The organism is Microlunatus sp. GCM10028923 (assembly GCF_042666975.1).
Taxonomy (GTDB): Bacteria; Actinomycetota; Actinomycetes; order Propionibacteriales; family Propionibacteriaceae; genus Microlunatus.
In genome coordinates, this window is record NZ_JBHTFF010000004.1 from 159,984 (window position 1) to 183,849 (window position 23,866).

Here is a 23,866-nt window from a genome sequence, read left to right on the forward strand (position 1 = left end):
AGCCACCGCTCAGCGTCGGGTGGATCCTCGGGCGACCAGCTCGGGGGGAACGTAGCTGGACAAGGGTTCCTCGGGCGGAGGGTCGCCGTCCAGCCGGGCCAGCAGCCGGCGGATCGCCAGGCTGGCCACCTGCCGGGCCGGGAGCCGGACTGTGGACAGTGACGGGGTGAGGAAGGCGGAGAAGGGGTAGTCGCCGAAGCCGACGACCATGACGTCGTCCGGCACCGTGAGGCCGTGTTCGGCCAGGGCCCGGTAGAGGCCGAGCGCGAAGTAGTCGTTGCCGACGAAGAAGGCGTCCGGCCGGTGGCCGCGCTCCAGTAGGTCGACCGCGACCCGGTACGAGTCGTCGGCCTGCCAGGGCAGCGCGGCGCGGGCGCTACGCCGGGTCGGCACCGCCACCACGCTGCGATCGTCGATCGTCATTCCATGATCGGCAAGGGCGCGCCGGAAGCCGGCCACGCGGTTGTCGATGGTCGAGATCGGAAGGTCCTCCTCGATCAACACCACGCTGGTCGCGCCGCGGTCGATCACATGACAGGTCGCGGCGTAGGCACCGGCCTCGTTGTCCGTGCTCACGAAGTCGGACTTGAGGTCCGGCAGCTCCCGATTGACCACGACGACCGGGATCCCGGCCTTCGCCAGCGACGCCCACGGATTGTGCCGCCCCTGGACGGGCACCACGATCACGCCGTCGACCCCGGACTTGACCGCCGTCTCGGCGGCCTCCAGTTCACGACTCTCCGACTCGTCGCTGAGCAACAACATCAGCGTGTAGCCGGCATCGGAGGTGTGCGCCTCGATCTCGCTGATCAACTCGGCGTAGAACGGGTTGGAGACGTTGGTGATCACGAGCCCGATCGTGCGCCGGGAGCCGAGAACCAGGGACCGCGCGTGCACGTTGGGCAGGTAGCCGATCCGGTCGGCCTCCGCCCTGATCCGGGCCCTGGTCGGTTCGCTGACGCCGGACAGCCCGTTCAGCGCACGGGACACCGTGTTGACCGACAACCCGACCGCTCGGGCCACGTCGGCCAGGGTTCGCCGCCGCGCTTCGGAGGGCACGCCCGCCATCGATGAACCCCCTTCGTCTCGGATGCCGCCACACTATTACCGAGGTCCGGCCGGCCCGGTCAACCCGGCCGTCAGGTCCACGGGACGTCGAGGACCTCCTCCGGCACCGAGCGCCGAAAGCCGGCGATCACCTCGAGCTGGCGCGCCTGGAAGGCGTCGGCGTCGCGGTCCACCGCCGCCGGGTCACAGATCGCGAACAGCGCGGCCTCCAGGTCGGCGAGCACCTCCGGCCGGTCCGCCGCCAGGTCGTCGAGCTCGTCCGGGTCGGTGCTCAGGTCGAACAGCTGGTGCGGCGCGGCGAGGTTGTAGATCAACTTCCAGTCACCCCGCCTGATCACGAAGCCGCCGCCGCGGACCTCGTGGCCGTGATATTCGGAGAACGCCACCCGTTCCTGATCATCGCGGTCGATCAGCTGGAGCGGCGTGCCGTGCCAATCCCCCGGCCGATCGGCACCCACCGCATGGAACAACGACGCCTGCAGATCCAGCAGCCCGACCGGTGTCCTGACCCTGGACCCGGCCGCGAAGCCCGGGCCGGCCACGACGAGCGGGATCCGTACCGAATCCTCGTGGAGGCTGCGCTTGCCCCAGACCCCGTAGCGGCCGAGCATCTCGCCGTGATCGGTCGTGTAGCCGATCACCGTGTCGTCGCCGAGCCCGGCCCGGTCCACCGCGTCGATCACCCGGCCGAGCTCGTGGTCGACGTAGCTCACCGCCGCGTAGTAGCCGGCTCGGAGCCGTCGGACCAGGTCGTCCGGGTAGTCCCAGCCGCCATGATCACGCAGATCCCTGGTGTACGGGTGCTGCGCCGCCGGGTGATCGGCACCGAAGCGAGGCAGATCACCGAGCCCCTCGTACCGGGCCCAGCCGGCCGGATCGGCCGTGTGCGGCGGATGCGGCGGGTGCACGTTGACCGTGATCGTCCACGGTCGGCCGAGCCTCGGCGCCGTGTTGATCAACCAGTCGACCGCGGCATCGACGAACTCGACGTCGACGGCGAACCGGTCGGGCCGGCTGCCGGAGTCGGCGGTGCTCCGCGGCACGCCCGGTCGATCCTCGCCGCCGCGGACCGCCGTCGGGTTCAGCGAGCGTCGCGTGGTCTCGACCAGGCGGAGCTCGGAGAAGCCGAGCCGGGCCGGGTCGCGATAGAGGTTGGACGCGCTGCCGAGGTAGGTCGTGTGGACGCCCTGTTCGGCCAGCACCCCGCCGTAGCTGGGAAACCGGCCCTCGATCACCTTGCAGTTGTTGTAGCGCTGGATCTCGTGCGCCCACCGGCCGGTCATGAACGACGACCGGGACGGCACGCACAGCGGCGACGGGCAGTAGGCGCTCTCGTACACCGTTCCCCGGCGCGCCAGCCGATCCAGCTGTGGCGTCTCAACGAACGGGTGGCCGTACGTCGACGAGTAGCGCGGACTGTGCTCGTCGCTCATGAACAGCACGACGTTCGGCATCAGTTCTTCACCGCCCCGGCGATGCTCTCCACGAAGTAGCGCTGCAAGATCAGGAACACGACGATGATCGGGATCAGCGAGATCGTGGACGCGGCCGCCATGCCGGACCAGTCGTTCAGGTATTCGCCCCGGAAGGAATAGACGCCGACCGCCAGGGTTCGCAGCTCCGGCCGGGACAGGGTCAGCACCAGCGGCAGCAGGAACGAGTTCCACGAGTGCATGAACTGCAGGATCACCGCGGTCGCGATCACCGGTTTCGCCAACGGCAGATAGATCGACCCGAAGATCCGGAAGAAGCCGGCACCGTCGATCCGGGCCGCCTCCTCCAGCTCGCCGGGCAGTTGCCGGAAGTAGCCGGCGAACAGCAGGGTCGCCACCACATGGGCCCCGCCCGCCTCCGCCAGCGTCACGCCCCAGAGACTGCCGCTCAGCCCGAGGTTGGAGATCAGGTCGAAGATCGGGATGATCGTGTAGCCCTCCGGCAGGAACACCGCGGCCGCGAACAGGCCGATGATCACCTTCTTCCCCGGGAACCGGTAGCGACCCAGTACGTACCCGATCAAGGCCGTCGCAGTGACCGAGATGATGATCGAGAAGACCGTGATGAACACCGAATTGAAGAAGTAGCGGCCGATGTTGGCCTGTTCCCAGGCGCGCACGTAGTTGTCCAGCCGGACGATCTCCGGAAACGGGTTCAGGCCGGCGAAGATCTCCTTGTTGCTCTTCACCGACGCCGACACCATCCAGATGAACGGATAGATCCAGAGCAGACAGAGTGGGAACAAGATCGCCGAGATGACCGTCAACCGGATCACCGTGCGGGGTCGATGGCGCCGGATCCGGCGCGGGCCGCGATCGACGTCCGTGCCGACCGACTCCGGCGGCGTCGCTGTCGTGATCATGAATCCCCCGCTTCGACGAGCTGGCCGCGGACCTGGTTGAGCTTGCGTACCGCCCAGGCCTGCCCGACCGCGATGATCAAGGTGACCGTACCGAAGAAGCAGCCGGCCGCCGAGGCGTAGCCGAGCTGGGTCACCCCGGCGTTCCCGCTCTCGCTGCTGCCGGCGGCGAAGGCCGTCTGGTAGATGAACACCTCGATCACCTGGGTGCTGAAGTACGGCCCGCCCTCGGTCATCGACTGAACCAGCGAGAAGGCGTGCAGGTCGCTCTGCGCGGTCAGGATGATGATCACGACCGCGAACGGCATCAGGATCGGCCAGGTGATGTGCCGGGCCACCCGGAGCGGGCCGGCGCCGTCCACCCGGGCCGCCTCGTGATACGTCGCCGGTACGGTCTGCAGGGCGGCCAGCCAGTAGATCATGGTGTGCCCGGTGGACTTCCACACCTGGACCGCGATCACGGTCCACAGCGCGACGTCGGGGTCGGACAGGAACTTGACCGGCTGGTCGACCAGGTTCAGCGTCGTCAGCACCTGGTTCACCGGGCCCTGGTAGGACCCCAGCATGAAGCTCATCACGACACCGACGACCGCGGATGTCGTGATCACCGGAATGAAGATGAAGGTACGGAAGACCGGCGCCAGCTTCAGCAGCTGATCATTGAGGACGATCGCGATGATCAAGGAGAGGACGACCCGGACCGGGGTCCCGACCAGGACGAACAACATCGACCGGCCGAACGCCGACCAGAACTGCTGATCATGGAGCAGCCGCCAGTAGTTCTCCAGGCCGACGAACTCGGCGTCGGCCGTGAAGCCGGACCAGTCCAGCAACGAGTACCACCAGGACATCACCATCGGGTAGAAGGTGAACAGGGCGGCCAGCACGCCCGCCGGGATCATGAACAGGTAGCACCACCGAACCGTGGTCGCACGCCAGGACCGTCTCATGATCAGAGCGCGTCGTAGTCGGCCTGGCCGTAGTCCTTGGCCGGATCCCAGTTGCCGAAGACGTAGTCGTCCCGGGACACCTCGGCGCCCTTGCCGCGAGCCTCGGCGATCGCGTCGTCCAGGGCCCGGTTGAGCCCGTCGTTGAGCTTGCGCAGTTCCTTCTTGATGTCGCTCACCTGGCCGGTCAGCATGCCACCGAGCAGATCGGCGAAGTTCGGCGTGACCGGCTTGGGCGCCACCTTGGCCACGTCGCCGTTGCGGACCACCGGCACCGGCTCGACCCGCATCACGTCAGCCGACAGCTCCCGTACCTTCGCGAAGTGCGGATTCAGTTCGCTGCCGGCCTGCTCGGCCTGCTGCTGCGCCTCGGGCAGGCTGGGCAGCAGCGCTCCGCGGGACTGGATCACCATCTCGGTCTGCCCGGCCAGGCTGCCGAGGTAGGAGAACAGGTCACCCGCGACCGCCGGGTTGGCCGCCTTGGCGAACACGAAGACGTTGCCGCCACCGCCGTAGCTGTAGGAGTTGGTGTACGTCGCGCCCGCCTCCGGCGTCGGCATCGTGGTGAACCCGAAGCTCCATTCGGCCTGCTCCCACTCCGCGATCGAGAACGGCCCGTCGACCTGCAGTCCGGCGACGTTGTTGGGCATCCGACCGCGTGCGTCGGCGGCGCTGATGCCGGCGAAGTCCGGCCAGAGGCTGCCGTCCTGGTGCATCGCCAGGACGAGGTCGACCACGTCGTTCACCTCGGCAGCGTCGTAGTGGTACCGCCCGGTCTTGAAGTCCAGCTCCCCGTACCAGCCGGCGGTCGCGAGCAGGCCCTCGACGATCTTCACCGGCGTGCGGCTGTTCATCAGTCCGTAGAACGCGCCGTCGCCGGCCTCGGTGATCTTCTTCGCCGCCGCCCGGAACTGGTCCCAGGTGCCGAGGTCGCGGGTCGGATCGATCCCGGCCCGCTCGGTCAGTTCGGTGCTGAAGATCAACATCTCGGTGATCTCGCCGCTGCCGTTCAGCGGGAAGCTGTACGTCTTGCCGTCGAAGACGTGCACGTTGGGGACGAACGCGTCCGCCGGGAACGCCGCCCGCCACGCCTCGAAGTCCGGCACCAGGTCCTCGATCGGCTGGCACCAGCCGTCCTCGATCGCGGTGCGGTGTTCGATCTTGTTGCCGATGGCGAACACGTCCGGAGCCGTTCCGTTCCGTACGCCCAGCGGGATCGTCTCGTTGACCGTGTCCATGTTGGTGGCGTCGTACTGCACCGTGATGTTGCCGTGCTTCGCCTGGTAGGCCGCGAACAGCGGATCCAGGAACAGCTGCCGGTTACCGCCGCCGTCGAGCCAGCGGAACGTGACGTCGCCGGTCGGCAGCTCCGCCTTGGAGTCCGGCAACTCGACGGCCCGCACGCCGCCGGACTGCTCGGGCGCGGACGTCTGCACCCGGCAACCGGCCAGAGCCACTCCCGCCCCGAGCAGGCCGAGCGCGGCGCGGCGGGGCAGGGTACGCGGGCGCGTGCGCGTGCGAACAAGATCAGATCCGGCGTGAGCCATGGCCGAGCCTCTCGTGAAGTGGTGAGCCGCGACAGCCTTTGACGCGTCGAGGAGGTGCACTAGCCAATGCATGAACGTTAATGTTCCTTGGCTAGGTTCGCCCGGATGACAATTGCTTGTCAAGACCGAACATCCTGTATCTCAGCGGATGCCGATGAACGCGCCACTCCGTACCGATGACATGAAGGTTAATGTGCTCGGGCGGCTGGCTCGGGGACTGCCCGCGGATGGATGGGAGAATGCGCGGATGGACGAGTCGGCGTCGGAGCTTCGTACCTTCGCTTCCGATCACTGGCCGGACGTCGACTGGACCGGCGCGGTGATCACGTCGGGCGCCTTCCACACGGTGATCACCCCGCCCGACGGACCGATCGCCAGGATCACGACGGGCACGGGGTTCGCCGGCCGTACGGAACGTGAGGCGGGGATCCTGCGGACGTTCGCCGGCAGCGGGACCTCGATCCCGCTCCCCCGGCTGCTGGACGGGCCGCACCACCGCGACCGCTGGTCGGCGGTGTTGATCACTCGGGTGCCGGGGCGCAGTGATCCCGCCGACCTCGAGGAGGTACGGGGAGCGTCCTACCGGACGGTGCTCGACGCCTTCGCCCAACTGGATCCGAGCCAAGACATGGCGCTGCCGGAACCGCGGTCCTGGTGCGGCGGTCGCCAGTGGCCAGCGTTGGTCTCGGCGGAGCTGGTACCGCTCCTACCGACCTCGGCGCGCGGAGCGGCCCGCGATCGCATCGAGGAGGTGATCATCACCGAGCAGGACGCCGTTCCGGCCGTGTGCCACGGCGACTTCGGCCCGCACAACCTGCTCTGGGACGTCGACGGACGAGTCGCCGGAGTGTTCGATCTTGATCATGCCTGCGTCGGTGATCCGGCGATCGACCTTGCACCGCTGATCGGGTTCCACGGCGCCGATGCCGTCGCGCCGCTCTGCTCGGCCGAGGTGCTCGCCCGGGCGATGACGCACCGCGCGACGCTGTCGCTCCAGGTCGCGGCAGCGGCCCAGCTGGCCGGTTCGACCGACCTCCGTGATCATGCGCTGCGCAACTTCAGCGACCGCCATGATCGGGGAACGCTCTTCGACCCGAACGGCCGGCGTTCCCCGATCCGGGGTTGATCAGGCGGGCTGTTCCGCCTTCTGTTCGTTCTTCTGCTCGCCGTCGGAGTGGGCACCGTTCTGGTTGCCGCCACCACTGCCGCCACGCGAACGGGACCGGCCACGGCCGCCCCGGCCACCGCCACCGCCGCCGCCACCACCGCGATGCTGTTCGCGGGCGCCGCCGTCGGGCTGGGCCTGCGACTCGACCGGCACGTCGTGCAGTTCGAGTCCGCGTCCGTTGCAGTGCGGGCAGGGCGTGCTGAAGGCCTCCAACAGGCCAGTGCCGATCCGCTTCCGGGTCAGCTGAACCAGGCCGAGGCTGGTCACCTCGGCGACCTGGTGCCGGGTCCGGTCACGGCCGAGGCACTCGACCAGCCGGCGCAGCAGCAGTTCGCGGTTGCTCGGCAGCACCATGTCGATGAAGTCGATCACGATGATGCCGCCGATGTCGCGGAGCCGGAGCTGGCGGACGATCTCCTCGGCCGCCTCCAGGTTGTTGCTGGTGACGGTCGCCTCGAGGTTGCCGCCGCTACCGGTGAACTTGCCGGTGTTGACGTCGATCACCGTCATCGCTTCGGTCCGGTCGATGATCAGCGATCCACCGGACGGCAGGAACACCTTGCGCTCCAGGGCCTTCGCGATCTGCTCGTCCAGCCGGAACTCGGCGAACAGGTCGCTGTTCTCGTCGCCCTCCCAGCGCTTCATCCGGTCGGCCAGGTGCGGTGCGACGTGACCGACGTAGGACTGGATCACGTCGTAGGAGTCGGCGGTGCCGCCGTTGCCCTGCACGATCAGCTCGGCGAAGTCCTCGGTGAAGAGGTCGCGGACGATCCGTACGGTCAGGTCGGGCTCGCCGTACAGCAACTGCGGCGCGCTGCCGGACTTGACCTTCTTCTCGATGTCCTCCCACTGGGCCCGGAGCCGGTTGACGTCGCGGACCAGTTCGTCCTCGCTCGCCCCCTCGGCCGCGGTACGGACCACGACGCTCGCATCGTCCGGCACCAGGTCGGCCAGGATGTCCTTCAGCCGCTTGCGCTCGGTGTCGGGCAGCTTGCGGGAGATGCCGGACAGGTGACCGCCGGGCGCGTACACGATGTAGCGGCCGGGGATCGTCACGTGGTTGGTCAGCCGGGCGCCCTTCGCGCCGACCGGGTCCTTGGAGACCTGGACCAGCACCGTCTGGCCCGACTTGAGCACCCGCTCGACCTTGCGGTCGTCGCCGCTCACGCCGAACGAGTCCCAGTCCAGCTCGCCCGCGTAGAGCACCGCGTTGCGGCCGCGGCCGATGTCGATGAACGCGGCCTCCATCGAGGGCAGCACGTTCTGCACCCGGCCGAGGTAGACGTTGCCGATCAGCGACGCCGCCGACTCGCGGTCGACGTAGTGCTCGACCAGCACGTCGTCCTCGAGGACGGCGATCTGGGTCAGGTCGTCGCGCTGCCGGATCACCATCTTGCGGGTGACCGATTCGCGGCGGGACAGGAACTCGGCCTCGCTCAGGATCGGCGCGCGGCGCCGGCCGGCCTCGCGGCCCTCCCGGCGGCGCTGCCGCTTCGCCTCCATCCGGGTCGACCCGTCGATCCCGGTCACCTCGGACTTGGTGTCCCGACGGCTCCGGGCGCTCGAGCCGGAGCTCGAACCCTCGTCGCCGTCCTCGCCGCGACGACGCCGGCGGCGACGCCGGCGACGCGTGCCGTCGCCCTCGGACTCGGAGTCACCGGACTCCGCCTCGGCTTCGCCGGACTCGGCCGGCTCCGCGGCGGTCTCCTTCGGCCCGTCGGCCTCCGCGACAGCCTCGTCGTCGTCACCGTCGCCGGCACCGCCACGACGGCGACGCCGGCCGCCGCGCCGACGCCGGCGGCGCCGGTGACCATCGGGTACGTCATCGCCCGCATCGTCGGTCGCCGAGTCGTCCGACTCGTCGTCGGTGGCGTCGTCCTGCGCAGTCTCGGGCTGGCCCAGCAGCGCGGCGACCGCCTCGGCGATCGGATCGGCGGTCTCCTCCGCCGACGCGTCGCCGGCGGTCTCGGATGCCTCGTCCTCGGCGGGAGTCGCCTCTTCCTCGGGCTCCTCCTCGGCCGGTACGTCCTCGGCCGCGGGCTCCTCGATCGCAGCCTCCGCCGCGACCGGCTCGGTCGCCGGCGACTCGGCCGCGATCGGCTCCTCGACCTCGGCCACCTCGGCGGCGGGCTCGGGGGCTACGGCGGGCTCCTCCGCGGGCGGCTCGGCCGCTGCGGTCTTCTTGCTGGCCCGCTTCCGGGCGGGCTTCTTCGCGGCCGGCTCGGCCGCGGCCTTCTTGGTCCGGCGGCGGGTGGTCTTCGGCGCGTCCTCGGCTGCGGGCGCCTCAGCGGCGGGAGTCTCCTCGACCGGGGCCGGGGTCTCGACGGCGGGGGCTTCGGCTGCGGGCGCCTCTGCGGCGGGGGTCTCGACGGGCTCCGGGGCCGCGGCAGCCTTCTTGGTGGTCCGGCGGGAGGTGGTCTTCTTGGCCGCGCGCTTCGCGGCGGGCTTCGCCTCGGGCTCGGGCTCAGCGGCCGGCGCCTCGGCGGGCGCCTCGGTCGGCAGGTCGAGCGTCGGCGCCGGGGACGGCGGGCCGGCCGGCCGGGTCGCCGCCCGGCGGCGGGCCGGAGGCTTGGTCACCGGCTCCGGCGTGGGATCACCGAACAGGGTCGTCGGCTCATCGGGGGTATGCGTGTCGGGCTCATTTTCGAGCATCCGGACTCCTTCAGGGCACGCCTTGAACGTGCCATCTCGTCAGCTGCTCCGGCCGGGGCCGGGCTGCGAAAGCTTGCAGTGGTCGACTCCGAGGGCCTCCCGCGGTCGCAAGCCAGGTCCACAGCCAAGCCGTGCGTCGCGGTGAAGGGTGCCCCTACCAGGCGCTTCGAGCTGTCACCTCGATGCACCGGGCGGTCGAGTCCTGGCGCTTGGAGCGCCCTGGACATCACCCAGTATTCCACAACTGAACCGGATTCCCGATTTCCGGCGGGCGCGACACGGCTTCGGATCAGGCCGAGTACAGCTTGTCGGCGTACTGCTCGCCGTAGTAGATCCGCAGTTCCTCGAGGGAGGAATCGGGCCGTTCCAGCAGCTTCGCGATCTCCGGCCGAGACGGTACGGCGTCGAGGTCCCAGGTGTCGGCGTCCCAGAGCCGCGACCGCAGGAAGGCCTTGCTGCAGTGGTGGAAGACCTCGTCGATCTCGACCACCAGCGCGAGCACCGGGCGGTGTCCCTTGACCACCATCCGGTCGAAGAAGTCGGCGTCGGAGACGAGCCGGGCCCGGCCGTTGATCCTCAGCGTGTCGCCGCGGCCGGGCAGCAGGAAGATCAGGCCGACGTGCGGGTTGGACAGGATGTTGCGGTAGCCGTCGGCCCGCCGGTTGCCCGGCCGTTCGGCGACGGCGATGGTCTTCTCGTCGATGACGTACGCGAGCTGCCCGGCGGGATCGCCCTTCGGCGAGACGTCACAACTGCCGTCGACGGCCGACGTCGCGACCAGGCAGAACGGAGCGGCCTCCAGCCAGGCCCGGTCGACGTCGTGCAGGGCGGGCCGCACCTTGTCCCGCACCCGCTGCATCGGCGTCCCGATCAGTTCCTCGAGCTGAGCCACGTCGGTGATCTCGGTCCACCCCATGCGCCCAATCTACGTGGCGCCCCTCCCACCGTTGTCATCAGTGTCCTCGTCGTCGGGGGTGACGAGTTCGAAGCCGGCGTCGGACAGGTCGTCGGACAGCTCGTCGGTGACCAGCAGGTCGTCGTCCAGTTGATGGGTCCGGTAGGCGGTCCGGGCCACCATGTGCGCCGCGACCGGCGCCGTGAACAGTTGCAGCAGTCCGACCAGGACCAGCAGTCCGATCACGGCCGGATGGCGCAGGGTGAACCCGATCCCGGCCAGCACGCAGAGCAGGCCGAGCGTCTGCGGCTTGGTCGCGGCGTGCATCCGGCTCAGCACGTCCGGCAGCCGGAGCAGGCCGATCGCCGCGGTCAGGCAGAGCACGGCGCCGATCAGCACCAGCACCGCGCCGACGACGTCCAGCACGCCGGTCATTTCCGCTCCCCCTGCTTCTGGTCGAAGTCGGGCGGGACGTTCCACTTCACGGCCTTGTCCCGGTCGGAGACGAACCGCGCGATGCTGAGCGACCCGGCGAACCCGAGCAGCGCCAGGACCAAGATCACCGGCAGCGTGGTCGCGTGCCGGTGCATCACGGCCTCGGTGGCGAGCGCGGCGATCACGATCGCGATCATCACGTCGGCGGCGACCACCCGGTCCAGGGTGCTCGGGCCCTTCGACATCCTGATCAAGGTCAGCACCGCGGCGACGCCGAGCAGCACGACGCCGATGCCGAGGATCACGGTGACGATCATGAGGTCTCCCCCTCGGTTAGCCGGGCCCGTTCCGCCTTGCTGCCCAGCGAGGCGAGCACCCGTCGTTCCGCGGTACGGACCTCGCGCCGCACCCGGTCCAGCGCGTCCGGCCCGGTCCCGTCGAGGACGTGCAGATAGAGGGTCCGACTGGATCGCCGGGCCTCGATCACGATGCTGCCCGGCACCAGCGACACCAGTTCCGCGGTGAGGGTCTGATAGAGATCGGAGTCGGACCGCAGCTTGACCCGGACCACGGCACCGCGCGGCGGCGTAGGACTCAGAATCGTCCGGACCACGTCGACGCTCGCCAGGACGAGATCGCCGATCAGCCGCAGCACCGTCCAGATCAGCTGCACCGGCCGGAGCCGGCCCTCGAACGGCACCGTCGGCAACGGGAACAGCACGCTGATCAGCAGTCCGACCAGCAGGCCGCTGATCACGATCATCGGCGACAGTTCGCCCCAGAGCACGATCCAGACCACGGCCAGCACGATGATCGTCGCCGGCTGGAGCCCGTTCCGGCGCGGCGGCAGGCCGGGTTCGGCGCCGCCGTCCGATGGTGGGGTGTTCATCGCACTCCCTCCGGCAGCACGGCCTGCAGGTACGGGGTTCGGAGCAGCATGTCGCCGGCAGCGCGCTCGGCGTAGCCGTAGAGCGGGCCGGCGATGAACGTGATCGCGAACCCGATCAGGACCAGGAACGCGGCCGTGATCACCATCCCGCGCGGCAGTTCGATCTTGCCGCGGCGCACGGTCAGGGTGCCCTCCCGGTCGGGCACGCCGTCCGGCGCCGACCGCCAGAACGCCCGGTTCCACACCTTCGCCATCGCGTACAGCGTGAGCAGGCTGGTCAGCACGCCGCCGGCGACGAGCACGTACGCGAGCGGGGTGCCGACGGCGACCCCGGCGCCGAGCAGACCGAGCTTGCCGACGAAGCCGGACAGCGGCGGGATCCCGGCCAGGTTCATCGCCGGCACGAAGAACAAGACCCCGAGCAGTGGCGACAGGGCGGCCAGGCCGCCGAGGTCGCTCAATGACGTGGTGCCGCCGCGCCGCTCGATCAGCCCGGTGACCAGGAACAGCGTGGTCTGGATCGTGATGTGGTGCGCGGTGTAGAAGATCGCGCCGGCGTAGCCGCTGGTGCTGGCCAGCGCGATGCCGAAGATCATGTAGCCGATGTGGCTGACCAGGGTGAAGGACAGCATTCGTTTGATCTCGGACTGGGCCACCGCGCCGAGGATGCCGATGATCATGGTCAGCAGCGCCGCCCAGAGCAGCAGCCCGGTCAGCGGACTGTCCGGGAACAGCACGGTCTGGGTACGGATGATCGCGTACACGCCGACCTTGGTCAGCAAGCCCGCGAACACGGCGGTGACCGGCGCCGGCGCCGTCGGGTACGAGTCCGGCAGCCAGGCCGACAACGGGAACACCGCCGCCTTGATCGCGAACACCGTCAACAGCAGCAGTTGCAGGATCAGCTGCAGCTGGTCCGGCAGCTCGGCGAGCCGGCCGGCCAGCTGGGCCAGGTTGACCGACCCGGTGGCCGCGTAGACCACCGCGATGGTGACCAGGAACAGCAGCGAGGACAGCAGGTTGACCACGACGTAGGTGGTGCCGGCCCGGATCCGTTCCCCGGTGCCGCCCAGGGTGAGCAGCACGTAGGAGGCGAACAGCAGGATCTCGAAGCCGACGAACAGGTTGAACAGATCCCCGGCCAGGAAGGCGTTCGAGACGCCCGCGGCCAGCACCAGGAAGGTCGGGTGGAAGATCGAGACCGGTGTCTCCCGCTGCCGTTCCTCGAGATCGGAACCCATCGCGAAGATCAACACCGTCAGGGTCACCAGCGACGAGACGACCAGCATCAGGGCCGACATCCGGTCCGCGACCAGGGCGATCCCGAGCGGCGGCGGCCAGGCGCCGACCCACAGCACGATCGGCCCGAACGCGTCGGTCAGGTAGACCAGGAAGCCTTCGATCGCGAGCACCAGCAGCAGGACGGCGGTCGAGACGACCCGCTGGATCCGCGGGTGGCGGCTCAGCGCCAGCGCGACGCCGGCCCCGACCAGCGGCAGCAGCACCGGCAGCGGCAACAGGTTGTTCATGCCCGGGCACCCCCTGATCCGGCCGGGTCGGAGGCGGTCTCGTCCGGCTCCGGCAGATCGGCCGGATCCACCGGCTCGACGGGGCGCTCGTCCTCGGAGATGATCACCCGTTCGTCCTCCGACGGTACGGAGGTGTCGGCCTCGTCGTACGACGCCGAGGCGAGGTCGGCCTCGGCCAGCTCGCGGATCCTGCGGTCCTCCACGTCGTCCGCGACCTCGTCGTTGCCGTTCAGCTGGAAGCTCCGGTACGCCAGCGTGAGCAGGAATGCCGCCATCCCGAGCGTGATCACGATCGCGGTCAGCACCATGGCCTGCGGCAGCGGGTCGCTCATCTCCGCCGGTGCCGTCGACCCGATGATCGGCGCTCCCCCGGCCGCACCGGAGGCGACCAGGAACAGCACGTTCACGCCGTTGCCGGTCAGCAGCAGGCCGACCAGGATCCGGGTCAGCGACCGCTCCAGCAGCAGGTACACGCCGGCCGTGATCAGCACGCCGCCGAGGATGATCAGGGCAAGATTCGGCTCCATGATCGGGTTCATCGGGCCGCCTTCGATCCGGCCGCGGTGGTCGCCCCGAGCGGCGACGGCGTGCGGTCCTGCTCCTCGTGCTGGTCGATCCCGGAACCGAGGCTGCGGGCCAGATCCAGCATCACGCCGATCACCACCAGGTAGACGCCGACGTCGAAGAACACCGACGTGACCAGGTGCGGATTTCCCAACCAGGACACGGCGATCGAGATGTCGTAGCTCTGCCCGATCCGGCCGCCGAACGCGATCGGCGCGACGGTGCTGAGGCCGGAGATGATCAGTCCGATGCCGAGCAGCCGGCCGGCGTCGACCGGTGCCGCCTCGTCCAGCTCGTGCCGGCCGCCGACCAGGTAGCGGATCACCAGCGCCATCCCGGCGACCATGCCGCCGGCGAACCCGCCGCCGGGCTCGTTGTGCCCGACCAGCAGCAGATACACCGAGGTGACCATCATGGTGCCGAAGAGCAGCCGGGTGACCACCTCGAAGATCAGCGACCGCTTCAGCGGGGACAGCGTGACGCCGCCGCGCAACCAGACCATGCTGCCGCCGTTGCCGTTCAGCCGGCGCCGCCGGCCGCCGCGCGGGCCGGCCAGCCGGGTCAGGTCGATGTTCCTGGTCCGGATGAAGATCAGACTGGCCACACCGGTCGCGGCGACCACGAGCACCGAAATCTCGCCCATGGTGTCCCAGGCCCGGATGTCGACCAGGGTGACGTTGACGATGTTGAGCCCGTACCCGAAGTCCTTGGCCGCCTGCGGGAACGTCGTCGACACCGGGGGCGCGATCCGGGAACCGCTGGCCACGAAGGCGATCGCGGCGATCACGAAGCCGACCGCGGCGGCGATCGCCAGGCGCCACCAGCGGCTGGAGTGCAGCGGCCGGTTGGTGAAGTACTTCGGCAGCTTGCGCAGCACCAGCACGAAGACGACCAGGATCACGGTCTCGATCAGGATCTGGGTCAAGGCCAGATCCGGCGCGCCGTGCAGCAGGAAGAGCAGCGCGGTGCCGTAGCCGGTGACGCCGACCAGGATCACCGCCTTCATCCGGCCGCGCGCGGTGGCCGCGCCGAACGCCGCGATGATCATCACGGCGCCGACCAGCACCTGGCCCGGCGAGTCGGCGATCCGGAACCCGGACGGGAAGTCCGTCATGATCATCAGCACCCCACCGGGAGCGCAGACGAGCACCAGCATGATCGCGCCGAGGTAGATCGGCAGCGAGCCCCGCTGGGTCAGCGCCGTCGTCTCCACGGCGACCCGGTCCAGGCCGCGCATCAGCCACTGGTAGGTCTCCTGGGCGTCCGGCACCCGCGGCAGGGTGGCCTGGATCCGGCCGATCCAGTCGCGGTGGCGGAACATCAGATACCCGACCACGAGGACCAGGGCCGACATCAGCAGCGGCGGCGTGAATCCGTGCCAGAGGGCGATGCCGTGGCCCTCGTGCCCGGTCGGCACCGTCGCGGCGACCGGCTCCAGGGCGGCGGTCAGCTGCGGTCCGAGGAAGCCGCCGACCAGCGAGGCGCCGGCCAGGATCAGCGGCGCCGCGGCGAAGCCGGCCGGGACCCGGCGGCAGCCGGTCGGCTCCGCCTCGCCCGGCGCGTCCGACCGCGGCTTGGTCGCGAACGTACCCCAGAGGAACCGGAGCGAGTAGGCGACGGTCAGCGACGAGCCGACCAGGATCGCGGCGATCAGCAGCAGCGCCGGCAGCCTGGGGATGCCGACCCCGTCACCGTCGGCCAGATAGGTCAGCGACTCGAACGCCGCCTCCTTGGTGACGAACCCGATCAGCGGAGGCACGGCGGCCATCGACGCCGACGCCAGCGCGGCGGTGACCGCGATCACCGGCAGCGATCGGCCGAGCCCGGACAGCCGCCGGATGTCCCGGCTGCCGGCGGAACGGTCGACGATGCCCACCACCAGGAACAGTGCGGCCTTGAACAGCGCGTGCGAGATGATCATGGCGATGCCGGCCAGTTCAGCCGACCGGGTGCCGAGGCCGCACATGAAGATCAGGAAGCCCAGCTGACTGACCGTCCCGTACGCCAGCAGCACCTTGATGTCGTACTGCCGCAGGGCCCGCCAGGCACCGATGATCATCGTCACCGCGCCCAGGGTGAGCACGACGGGCCGCCAGCCGGGCTGACCGGCGAAGGTCGGCGCCAGCAGGGCGACCAGATAGACGCCGGCCTTGACCATGGCGGCCGCGTGCAGATAGGCGCTGATCGGGGTCGGCGCCGCCATCGCGCCGGGCAGCCAGAAGTGGAACGGGACCAGGGCGGATTTCGACAGCGCGCCGACCAAGATCAGGAGTACCGCCACGACGATCACCGGCGAGGCCAGTTGCAGGTCGGCCCGGGACAGGATCTCCGAGATCGAGAACGTGCCGGAGGTGACGGCCAGCATGATGATCCCGGTCAGCATCGCCAGGCCGCCGAACGTGGTCACGATCAGGGCGTTCAGGGCGGCCCGCCGGTTGGCGCTGCGGGTCGGCTTGTGCCCGATCAGCAGATAGGAGAAGACCGTGGTCAGCTCCCAGAACACGTACAGCACGATCAGGTCGTCGGCGGTGACCAGGCCGAGCATCGCGCCGGCGAACGCGGTCAGCACGGCGCTGGTCCGCGGTGCCGGGTCCTCGTCCGCGAAATACCAGCGGCAGTAGAAGAGGACCAGCGCCCCGACCGACGAAACGATCATGCCGAGCACCCACTGCAGGATGCCGAGCCGGAACGTGAGATCGATTCCCAGCGCGGGGATCCAGGACACCGACTCGGTCGGCACCTCGCCGGCGAGCACCGCGGGCCCCTGCAGGCCGAGCCAGATCGCCGTCGCCAGCGGAGCCAGCGCGAGCACGAAGTAGGCGCGACAGCGCAGCCACCTGGCCAGCAGGGGCGCGAGCATGGCAACGCCGAAGTGCACGGCGATGAGGAGCGTCACTCGGACCTCTCGTCGTCACGGATCGTTTACTGGGACGGTACCGGCAACGTCCATGCGACAAGGGTCGACACTACGGAAGCGCGCCGGGATACGGCATTGTATCCGAACGGGTCATGAGCCTCCGCAGCGTCAGGAAGCGGACCACGGTGCCGACCGCGTTGGCGAAGATCAACACGATCACCTCGACCGCGCGGCCCGGTTCGGCCGTGACCGCGTGCAGCAGCCAGAGCGACCCGCTGGTCAGCAGCAGCCCGAAGCCGAAGGCGGCCAGGCCGCCGAGCTGGTGGGTGATCATCCGGCGCCGGCCCTGCACGCCGAAGGTCATCCTGCGGTTGGTCGCCGTGTTCGCGATCGCGGTGATCAACAGCGCGACGAGGTTGGCCGGCTGCGGCCCGACCGCGTCGCGGAGCAGGAGATAGATGAGGAAGTACGCCGCCGTACTCAGCACGCCCACCGCGCCGAACCGGACCAGCTGGGCCAGCAGTCCCGCGCTGGCCGGAGCCGGCCGCGAGGCGAGCAGGTCGGCGCCGATCCGGCGGACCGGGATCCGGCCGGTCAGCAGCCCACGGGCCAGCCGGAGGATGCCGCGGAGGTCCTCGGTGGCGGTCGCGACGAGATCCACCCGGCTGTCCGGATCGTCCGTCCAGTCCACCGGCACCTCGTGGATCCGCAGCCCGGACCGTTGGGCCAGCACCAGCAGCTCGGTGTCGAAGAACCAGTTGTCGTCCTCGATCAGCGGCAGCAACCGGCGAGCCACCTCGCGGCGGAGCGCCTTGAAGCCGCACTGGGCGTCGGAGAACGACGCGGCCAGGGTGCCCTTGAGCAACAGGTTGTAGCCGCGCGAGATCAGCTCCCGCTTCGGGCCGCGGCTGACCCGGCTGGCCGGCGCCAGCCGGGTCCCGATGGCGACGTCGGAGTGCCCGGTGATCAACGGCGCGATCAGCGGCAGCAGGGCACGCAGATCGGTCGACAGATCGACGTCGGTGTAGGCCACGACGTCGGCCGTCGACTCCGACCAGACGCTCTTGAGGGCGCGGCCGCGGCCCTTCTGCTCCAGCCGGACCGAGCGGACGCCGGGCAGCTCGGCCGCCAGCCGGCGGGCGATCGCCGGAGTCGCGTCGGTGCTGGCGTTGTCGGCGATGGTGAGCTGCCAGGAGTACGGCATCGCCTGCCGCAGGTGGTCGTGCAGCCGGACCACCGAGGCCGCCAGGTCCGCCTCCTCGTTGTACACCGGGACGACGAGCTCCAGGGTCGGGCCGGCGCCCGGCCGGCGGCTCACTTCGCCTCGCTCAGGTCGTAGACCGTGACGCCGTCGATCGTGGTGCCGGTGAAGGTGTCGGCCACCCAGGCGGCGATCTCCTCCGCGGCCCGGCTGCCTCCGTTCTGCATCCGGCCGCGCTCGTCCTCGCCGGCGCCGCCGAGGTAGTAGTGGATCCTGCCCTCGGCGACCAGTTGCTGGAACTCGGCCAGGGTCGGGCTCGGGTCGCTGCCGTTGAAGCCGCCGATCGCCATCACCGGCACGCCGGACGCCAGCTGGTAGGTGGCCGCGGACTGCGAGCCGGTCGTGGCGGCGGCCCAGCTGTAGGCCTCGGCGTCCGCCCTCAGCTTGGCGACGATCTCCTCGTTGGCCGTACCGCCGCCGAGGAAGCCGCCGCCGGCCCGGCCGAACTCCGGTTCCCGGGCGCCGTCCTGGCCCGGCGGTGCGGCACCGCCCTGCCGCATCCCGCCGCCGTCCGGTTGGCCCTGGCCCGGCGGCCCGCCGGGCGGAGGGCCGTAGATGATCATGCGCCCGCCGCTGGGGCCGCCCTCGACCGGCCCGGCCGTCACGATCGATCCCTGGTGCGCGGTGGCCGCGGTCTGCGCCGAGTACGCCGCCGGACCGATCACCGCGGACAACCCGGCGGCGACCAGCACGGCCCGGGCCAGGTGCTTGGGCAGCTGCGGGGCGAACAGCAGGCCGAAGGTGGCCAGGCCGCCGATGATCGCGACCGGAACCCGGAGGCTCGGGTACGGATCCGTGGCGCGGGCCAGCAGGAGCACCGCCCAGGCCGTCGTCGCGCCGGTCGCCGCGGCGAGCCCGATCCGGCTCAGCCAGCGCGCCCGCTGCCGCCACAGCTCCGCCGCCGCGACCGCCGTCGTGCCGGCGACAGCCGGGGCCAGCGCGACCGTGTAATAGTCGTGGTAGATCCCGGCCATGAAGGAGAACACCAGCCCGGTCACCACCAGCCAGCCGGTGAAGATCAGGATCGACGCGTGGCTGAGCCGGGCCGCGGGCCTGGGCCGGGTCCCGATCGCGATCACCGCGACCACGGCCAAGATCAACGCCGCCGGGATCAGCCAGCTGATCATGCCGCCGGACACCGAGTCGAACAGCCGGGTCAGCCCGGTCTCGCCCCAGCCGCCGCCGGGACTGCCGCCGACACTGCCGACCTGTTCGCCGGTGATCCGGCCCAGGCCGTTGTAGCCGAAGATCAACTCCAGCACCGAGTTGTGCTGCGAGCCGCCGATGTAGGGCCGCAGGTTCTCCGGCAGCAGTTCGACCAGCGCGATCCACCAGCCGAGCGAAACGATCATGGCGCCGAACGCGGCCAGCAGGTGCAGCAGCCGGTTCCGGAACCTGGTCGGTGCGGCGATCAGGTAGACCAGGACGAACGCCGGCAGCACCAGGAAGGCCTGCAGCATCTTGGTCAGGAAGGCGAACCCGATCACCGTCCCGGCCAGCACCAGCCAGCCGACCCCGGCCCGCTCGACCGCCCGCAGCGTCGCGTACGCGGCGACGGTCATCAGGAAGACCAGCATGGCGTCCGGGTTGTTGAACCGGAACATCAGCGTGGCCACCGGGGTCAGTGCCAAGATCACGCCGGCCGCGATCCCGGCCCAGTGGCCGGACGTGCGGCGCACCGTGGCGTACAGGACGGCGACGGTGGCGACCCCGAGCAGGGCCTGCGGAACGAGGATGCTGGCCGAGCTGAGACCGAACAACCGGACCGACAGCGCCATCAGCCAGAGCGAGGCCGGCGGCTTGTCGACCGTGATCGAGTTCGACGGGTCGAGCGAGCCGAACAGGAAGGCGGTCCAGTCCTGCGACCCGGCCTGCGCGGCCGCCGAGTAGAAGGAGTTGGCGTAGCCGGAGGCGGACAGACCCCACAGGTAGAACACTGCGGTGCCGATCAGCAGGGCGGCCAGCGTGCCGATCTTGATCACCCGGGTCTTGATCACGGGGATCGGTGTCGAAGGCGTCATGGGAAGAACCGTGCCGGTCCCGACTTTTCGGACACCATGATCGGCCTGTGGTCGCCCTGTGGCTTCCCCGGTGCGACGATCCGGCGACCGGGACACCGGCTGCCGGCCCCCGGCCCGGCGGACTACTGTCGGTAACCATGCAGTTCACACAGCTCGGCCGCACCGGCCTCAAGGTGTCCCGCCTGTGCCTCGGCACGATGAACTTCGGCCCGCAGACCCCGGAGCCCGACGCGCACCGGATCATGGACTCGGCCCACGACAACGAGATCAACTTCTTCGACACCGCCAACGGCTACGGCGGTCCCGATCACCGCGGCCGGACCGAGGAGATCATCGGCCGCTGGTTCGCCACCGGCGGCGGCCGCCGCGAGCGCACCGTCCTCGCCACCAAGGTGTACGGCGACATGGGTCCCTGGCCCAACGAGGGGAAGCTCTCCGCGCTGAACATCCGGCGCGCCCTGGACGCCAGCCTGAAGCGGCTGCAGACCGACTACGTCGATCTCTACCAGTTCCACCACATCGACCGGAACACGCCGTGGGAGGAGATCTGGCAGGCCGTCGAGGTCGCCGTCCAGCAGGGCAAACTGCTGTACAGCGGCAGCTCGAACTTCGCCGGCTGGCACATCACCCAGGCCCAGGAGGCGGCGAACCGGCGCGGCTACCTCGGCCTGGTCAGCGAGCAGTCGCTGTACAACCTGGTCCAGCGCAGCATCGAGCTCGAGGTCATCCCGGCCGCGCAGCACTACGGCATCGGCATCATCCCGTGGTCGCCGCTGCACGGCGGCCTGCTCGGCGGCGTGATCAAGAAGGTGAACGAGGGCGTCCGCCGGCTCGAGGGTCGCGCCGCCCAGGCGGTGGAGGAGCACCGCGAGCAGCTCACCGCGTACGAGGACCTGGCCGCCCAGCTCGGACACGAGCCCGGTGATCTTGCCCTGGCGTGGCTGCTGCACCAGCCGGCCGTGACCGCGCCGATCATCGGCCCGCGGATCCAGGAGCAGTTCGACGGTGCCCTCCGCGCCGTGGAGATCACCCTCGACCAGGCGACGCTGGACCGCCTGGACGAGATCTTCCCGGGCCACAAGACGGCCCCGGAGGACTACGCCTGGTGATCGCTCGTCGCCCGGGGCCCGGGCGTCATCGCGTCGGCCATCAGGTCGATCCAGCGCCAGGGCTCCGAGCGACCGCCGGGCAGCGCCCGGAAGTACTCCCAGACGTCCACCCCGCCGAACTCCGGATAGCGCTGCACCAGGTCCCGTACGGTCTCGGCCACCCGGTCCACGTCGACGTAGCCATGCCCGTCCGCCGGGTTCCCGATCATGCCGAGCACGACCTTGTCCGGAGGATAGACGCCGCGCTCGATGATCGTGACGTAGTCGGCCGGATCGGCGGCCGACCCGAACCCGCTGTAGAACTGGGCGTTCACCCAGGCGATCTCATGGCCACGCTCCCGGTAGAGCTCCTCGTAGTCGAAGCCGGACAGGTTGCCGCCGCCGGCCAGCGCGCTGGCCACGGGTGCCAGGATGATCGCGAAGTCCGGGCCGAAGTCGGCGCGTAGGGCATCGATCAGGGCGATCACCCCGGCCAGCGACATGTCCTGCTCGACGTCGATGTCGATCCCGTCGAACGCGTACCGCGCCAGGAAGTCGCGTAACGGCGGGTAGTAGCGAGCCAGTCCGGCGCCGTCGAGCTTGTCGGTGGTGCCGGGCGCCCAGCCGCCGACCATTGCCAGCACCGGCACCCCGGCCGCCCGGACCCGCGACACCTCCGACCAGAGCTGATCATGGTACGGATCGTCGTGATCATGGTCGTTCAGCACGATCCGGCCGTCGTCGGTGATGTGGACGGCCGCGATGATCAACTGGGTCAGCCGGCCGGACGCGATCATCGGCTGCAGCTCGACGAAGTCCGCCCCGGTCCCGTGCGACTGGTGGTAGACCATCAACCGCCCGGTCATGGGTTCTTCGGCGTCGACGGGGTCATGGCGAGGATGGTCTGGATCGGATCCTGGTAGTTGTCCAGCGACGGAACGTACGGCTGCCCGGTCTCCGGCATCCCGTCCCACTTCCGGCTGGACCACATGACCTGGTAACCGGTGCCCTCGGTGGCGATGAACGGCGCCTCGGCCAGGGCCTGCTCGGCGATCACGCCGGCCAGCGGGCTGGTGCCGTCGAAGTCGCCGGGATCGACGTCCTGCAACCCATACGCGGCATCGGAGACCTTGGCGTTCTTCCAGCGACCGTAGTTCACCGACGGCGACTCGGCGCCGATCGCGACCGTGTTCTGCACCGAGTAGCCCTGGTAGGCGAAGTACATCGAGGTGCCGCCGGCCACGGTGCCGAAGAACAGCGGGTACTCCCCCTTCGAGGCCGCCTTGTTGAACACCGTCTCGGCCGGGGTCTGGATCTTGACGTTCAGGCCGAGCACCTCCTTCCACTGGGAGACGAAGATCGGCCCCGCCTGCATGTCTTGATCATTCGAGACGTTGACGTAGAGCGTGATCGGGAACTCCTTGCCGTCCTTCTCCAGATTCCCGGCCGGGTTCACGGTGTAGCCGCTCGCGGCCAGGCTCGCCTTCGCCGCTTCGAGATCCTGCTGCTGCGGCTGGGAGGTCTCCGGCGTCAGCACCGGCGCGTACATGGTCGGGTCGAGCCCGGCCGGCGTCGGGATGGTGTAGCCGACCGCGGCCGCGTCCCGGGCCTTCGTCGGGTCGACCGCGCTCCGCATCGCCTTGCGTACCTCGAGGTTGTCGAACGGAGCAACGGTGTGGTTGAAGATCACGCCGTAGCCACCACCGTTGGGATAGAACCGGTAGTGATTGTTCTGCGGGTCCGGCTGGACGAAGTCGGTCAGCACGCCGGCCGCCGACCCGACCGTCCAGTCGATCTCGCCACGGCTCAGCTGGGCCTGCCGGGCACCGACGCTGGCACCGGGGATGAGGTGGACCTCCTTGACGCCCTTGCTCGGCCCGCCCCAGTAGTCCTCGCGCAGCTCGTACTTGATGATCTCCGGCTTGAAGTCCTTGACCCGGAACGGCCCGGTGCCGACCGGCTCGAGATTCTGGTCCTTGTCGACGTTCTTCTTGGACCAGACGTGTTCGGGGAAGATCGGATACCAGGCGGCGAAGTTCAGCACCTGCTGGCGATCCGGCTCGTTGAACTGGATGATCGCCGTGTACGGATCAGGCGTCTGCACCTTCGAGGCGACCCAGCACTTGTAGTCCCACTCGCCGTCCTCGCCCTTCACCCGGTCGGTGCACGCGTCGCCGATCGCGCGGTCGTAGGTCCACTTCACGTCCTTCGAGGTGAACTCCACGCCGTCGGACCACTTCACGCCCTTGCGCAGGTGGTAGACCAGCTGCTTGCCGCCGTCCTTCATCTCGTACGACTCCGCCAGCGCCGGGGTCAGCTTGCCCGGCTGGGCCTTGTCGAGTCCCAGCAGCGTCTCGTACAGCAGCGTCATGCCCGGCGCGACGCCCTTGCCACCGACCGCCCAGAAGTTCCAGTTCTTGACGAACTGGTTCGACTCGCCGACACCGGGGTTCGTGTTCAGCGCAACGGTCATGATCCCGTCGTTGGTCGCCTCGGCCGGCTTGTTGCCGAAGCTCCCGCCGGAGCAGGCGCCGAGGGCGAACACCGCGGCCGCGGCGGCGACGGCCCATCCCTTCTTGATCTTCATGGCAC

At 69.7% G+C, this 23,866-nt stretch carries 19 protein-coding genes; 2 read left to right on the plus strand and 17 right to left on the minus strand.

Features of this window, described 5'->3' with window-relative positions; all coding sequences use genetic code 11:
• Positions 1-9: 9 nt before the first annotated feature.
• From ACFQU4_RS10995 to ACFQU4_RS11015, 5 genes are all read right to left on the minus strand, one after another.
• Positions 10-1,068 carry a LacI family DNA-binding transcriptional regulator gene (locus tag ACFQU4_RS10995; RefSeq protein WP_377491027.1) on the minus strand — a complete coding sequence of 353 codons (1,059 nt, stop codon included), beginning with the start codon at positions 1,066-1,068 and terminating at the stop codon, positions 10-12.
• A 71-nt stretch (positions 1,069-1,139) separates the two neighbouring features.
• The gene (locus tag ACFQU4_RS11000) at positions 1,140-2,522 is read right to left on the minus strand and encodes a sulfatase-like hydrolase/transferase (RefSeq protein WP_377491030.1); all 1,383 of its coding nucleotides are present in this window, start codon (positions 2,520-2,522) and stop codon (positions 1,140-1,142) included.
• Positions 2,522-3,424 (minus strand): carbohydrate ABC transporter permease, encoded by a 903-nt coding sequence (locus tag ACFQU4_RS11005; protein ID WP_377491033.1) that lies wholly within the window; start codon positions 3,422-3,424, stop codon positions 2,522-2,524. The genes ACFQU4_RS11000 and ACFQU4_RS11005 overlap by 1 nt, the downstream gene beginning before the upstream one ends.
• Positions 3,421-4,371, minus strand: a complete 951-nt coding sequence (locus ACFQU4_RS11010; protein ID WP_377491036.1) for a carbohydrate ABC transporter permease — start codon at positions 4,369-4,371, stop codon at positions 3,421-3,423. Before ACFQU4_RS11010 ends, ACFQU4_RS11005 begins: the two co-directional genes overlap by 4 nt.
• A gap of 2 nt (positions 4,372-4,373) precedes the next feature.
• Entirely contained in the window at positions 4,374-5,804 is a 1,431-nt protein-coding gene (locus ACFQU4_RS11015; protein ID WP_377491041.1) for an extracellular solute-binding protein, read from the minus strand.
• A 358-nt stretch (positions 5,805-6,162) separates the two neighbouring features.
• On the opposite strand from ACFQU4_RS11015, the gene ACFQU4_RS11020 reads away from it, so the two are divergent.
• Positions 6,163-7,041, plus strand: coding sequence for an aminoglycoside phosphotransferase family protein (locus ACFQU4_RS11020; RefSeq protein ID WP_377491044.1), 879 nt, complete (start codon positions 6,163-6,165; stop codon positions 7,039-7,041).
• Here ACFQU4_RS11020 and ACFQU4_RS11025 read toward each other — a convergent pair whose 3' ends face one another.
• The 10 genes from ACFQU4_RS11025 to ACFQU4_RS11070 form a co-directional block, all read right to left on the minus strand.
• Positions 7,042-9,735: an Rne/Rng family ribonuclease gene (locus tag ACFQU4_RS11025; protein ID WP_377491047.1), complete on the minus strand. Its 2,694-nt coding sequence runs from the start codon at positions 9,733-9,735 to the stop codon at positions 7,042-7,044.
• Between the two features lie 289 nt (positions 9,736-10,024).
• Entirely contained in the window at positions 10,025-10,651 is a 627-nt protein-coding gene (locus ACFQU4_RS11030) for a pyridoxamine 5'-phosphate oxidase family protein (RefSeq protein ID WP_377491050.1), read from the minus strand.
• A 9-nt stretch (positions 10,652-10,660) separates the two neighbouring features.
• A complete protein-coding gene (gene mnhG, locus ACFQU4_RS11035; protein ID WP_377491053.1) occupies positions 10,661-11,065 on the minus strand; it encodes a monovalent cation/H(+) antiporter subunit G in 405 nt (134 codons plus the stop codon).
• Entirely contained in the window at positions 11,062-11,382 is a 321-nt protein-coding gene (locus ACFQU4_RS11040) for a monovalent cation/H+ antiporter complex subunit F (protein ID WP_377491056.1), read from the minus strand. The genes mnhG and ACFQU4_RS11040 overlap by 4 nt, the downstream gene beginning before the upstream one ends.
• Entirely contained in the window at positions 11,379-11,954 is a 576-nt protein-coding gene (locus ACFQU4_RS11045) for a Na+/H+ antiporter subunit E (protein ID WP_377491058.1), read from the minus strand. The genes ACFQU4_RS11040 and ACFQU4_RS11045 overlap by 4 nt, the downstream gene beginning before the upstream one ends.
• Complete coding sequence (locus ACFQU4_RS11050; protein ID WP_377491061.1) at positions 11,951-13,483, minus strand: Na+/H+ antiporter subunit D; 1,533 nt, start codon at positions 13,481-13,483, stop codon at positions 11,951-11,953. Before ACFQU4_RS11050 ends, ACFQU4_RS11045 begins: the two co-directional genes overlap by 4 nt.
• Positions 13,480-14,022 (minus strand): Na(+)/H(+) antiporter subunit C, encoded by a 543-nt coding sequence (locus ACFQU4_RS11055; RefSeq protein ID WP_377491064.1) that lies wholly within the window; start codon positions 14,020-14,022, stop codon positions 13,480-13,482. The genes ACFQU4_RS11050 and ACFQU4_RS11055 overlap by 4 nt, the downstream gene beginning before the upstream one ends.
• Positions 14,019-16,943, minus strand: coding sequence for a Na+/H+ antiporter subunit A (locus ACFQU4_RS11060; RefSeq protein ID WP_377491067.1), 2,925 nt, complete (start codon positions 16,941-16,943; stop codon positions 14,019-14,021). Before ACFQU4_RS11060 ends, ACFQU4_RS11055 begins: the two co-directional genes overlap by 4 nt.
• 70 nt (positions 16,944-17,013) lie before the next feature.
• Positions 17,014-18,222 (minus strand): glycosyltransferase, encoded by a 1,209-nt coding sequence (locus ACFQU4_RS11065; RefSeq protein ID WP_377491070.1) that lies wholly within the window; start codon positions 18,220-18,222, stop codon positions 17,014-17,016.
• Positions 18,219-20,186 carry an ArnT family glycosyltransferase gene (locus ACFQU4_RS11070; RefSeq protein WP_377491073.1) on the minus strand — a complete coding sequence of 656 codons (1,968 nt, stop codon included), beginning with the start codon at positions 20,184-20,186 and terminating at the stop codon, positions 18,219-18,221. Before ACFQU4_RS11070 ends, ACFQU4_RS11065 begins: the two co-directional genes overlap by 4 nt.
• Before the next feature lie 137 nt (positions 20,187-20,323).
• On the opposite strand from ACFQU4_RS11070, the gene ACFQU4_RS11075 reads away from it, so the two are divergent.
• Complete coding sequence (locus tag ACFQU4_RS11075) at positions 20,324-21,295, plus strand: aldo/keto reductase (protein WP_377491076.1); 972 nt, start codon at positions 20,324-20,326, stop codon at positions 21,293-21,295.
• Here ACFQU4_RS11075 and ACFQU4_RS11080 read toward each other — a convergent pair.
• The gene (locus ACFQU4_RS11080) at positions 21,283-22,140 is read right to left on the minus strand and encodes a glycosyl hydrolase family 18 protein (RefSeq protein WP_377491079.1); all 858 of its coding nucleotides are present in this window, start codon (positions 22,138-22,140) and stop codon (positions 21,283-21,285) included. The two genes, ACFQU4_RS11075 and ACFQU4_RS11080, sit on opposite strands and share 13 nt — an antisense overlap.
• A complete protein-coding gene (locus ACFQU4_RS11085) occupies positions 22,137-23,861 on the minus strand; it encodes an ABC transporter substrate-binding protein (RefSeq protein WP_377491082.1) in 1,725 nt (574 codons plus the stop codon). Before ACFQU4_RS11085 ends, ACFQU4_RS11080 begins: the two co-directional genes overlap by 4 nt.
• Positions 23,862-23,866: the final 5 nt, after the last annotated feature.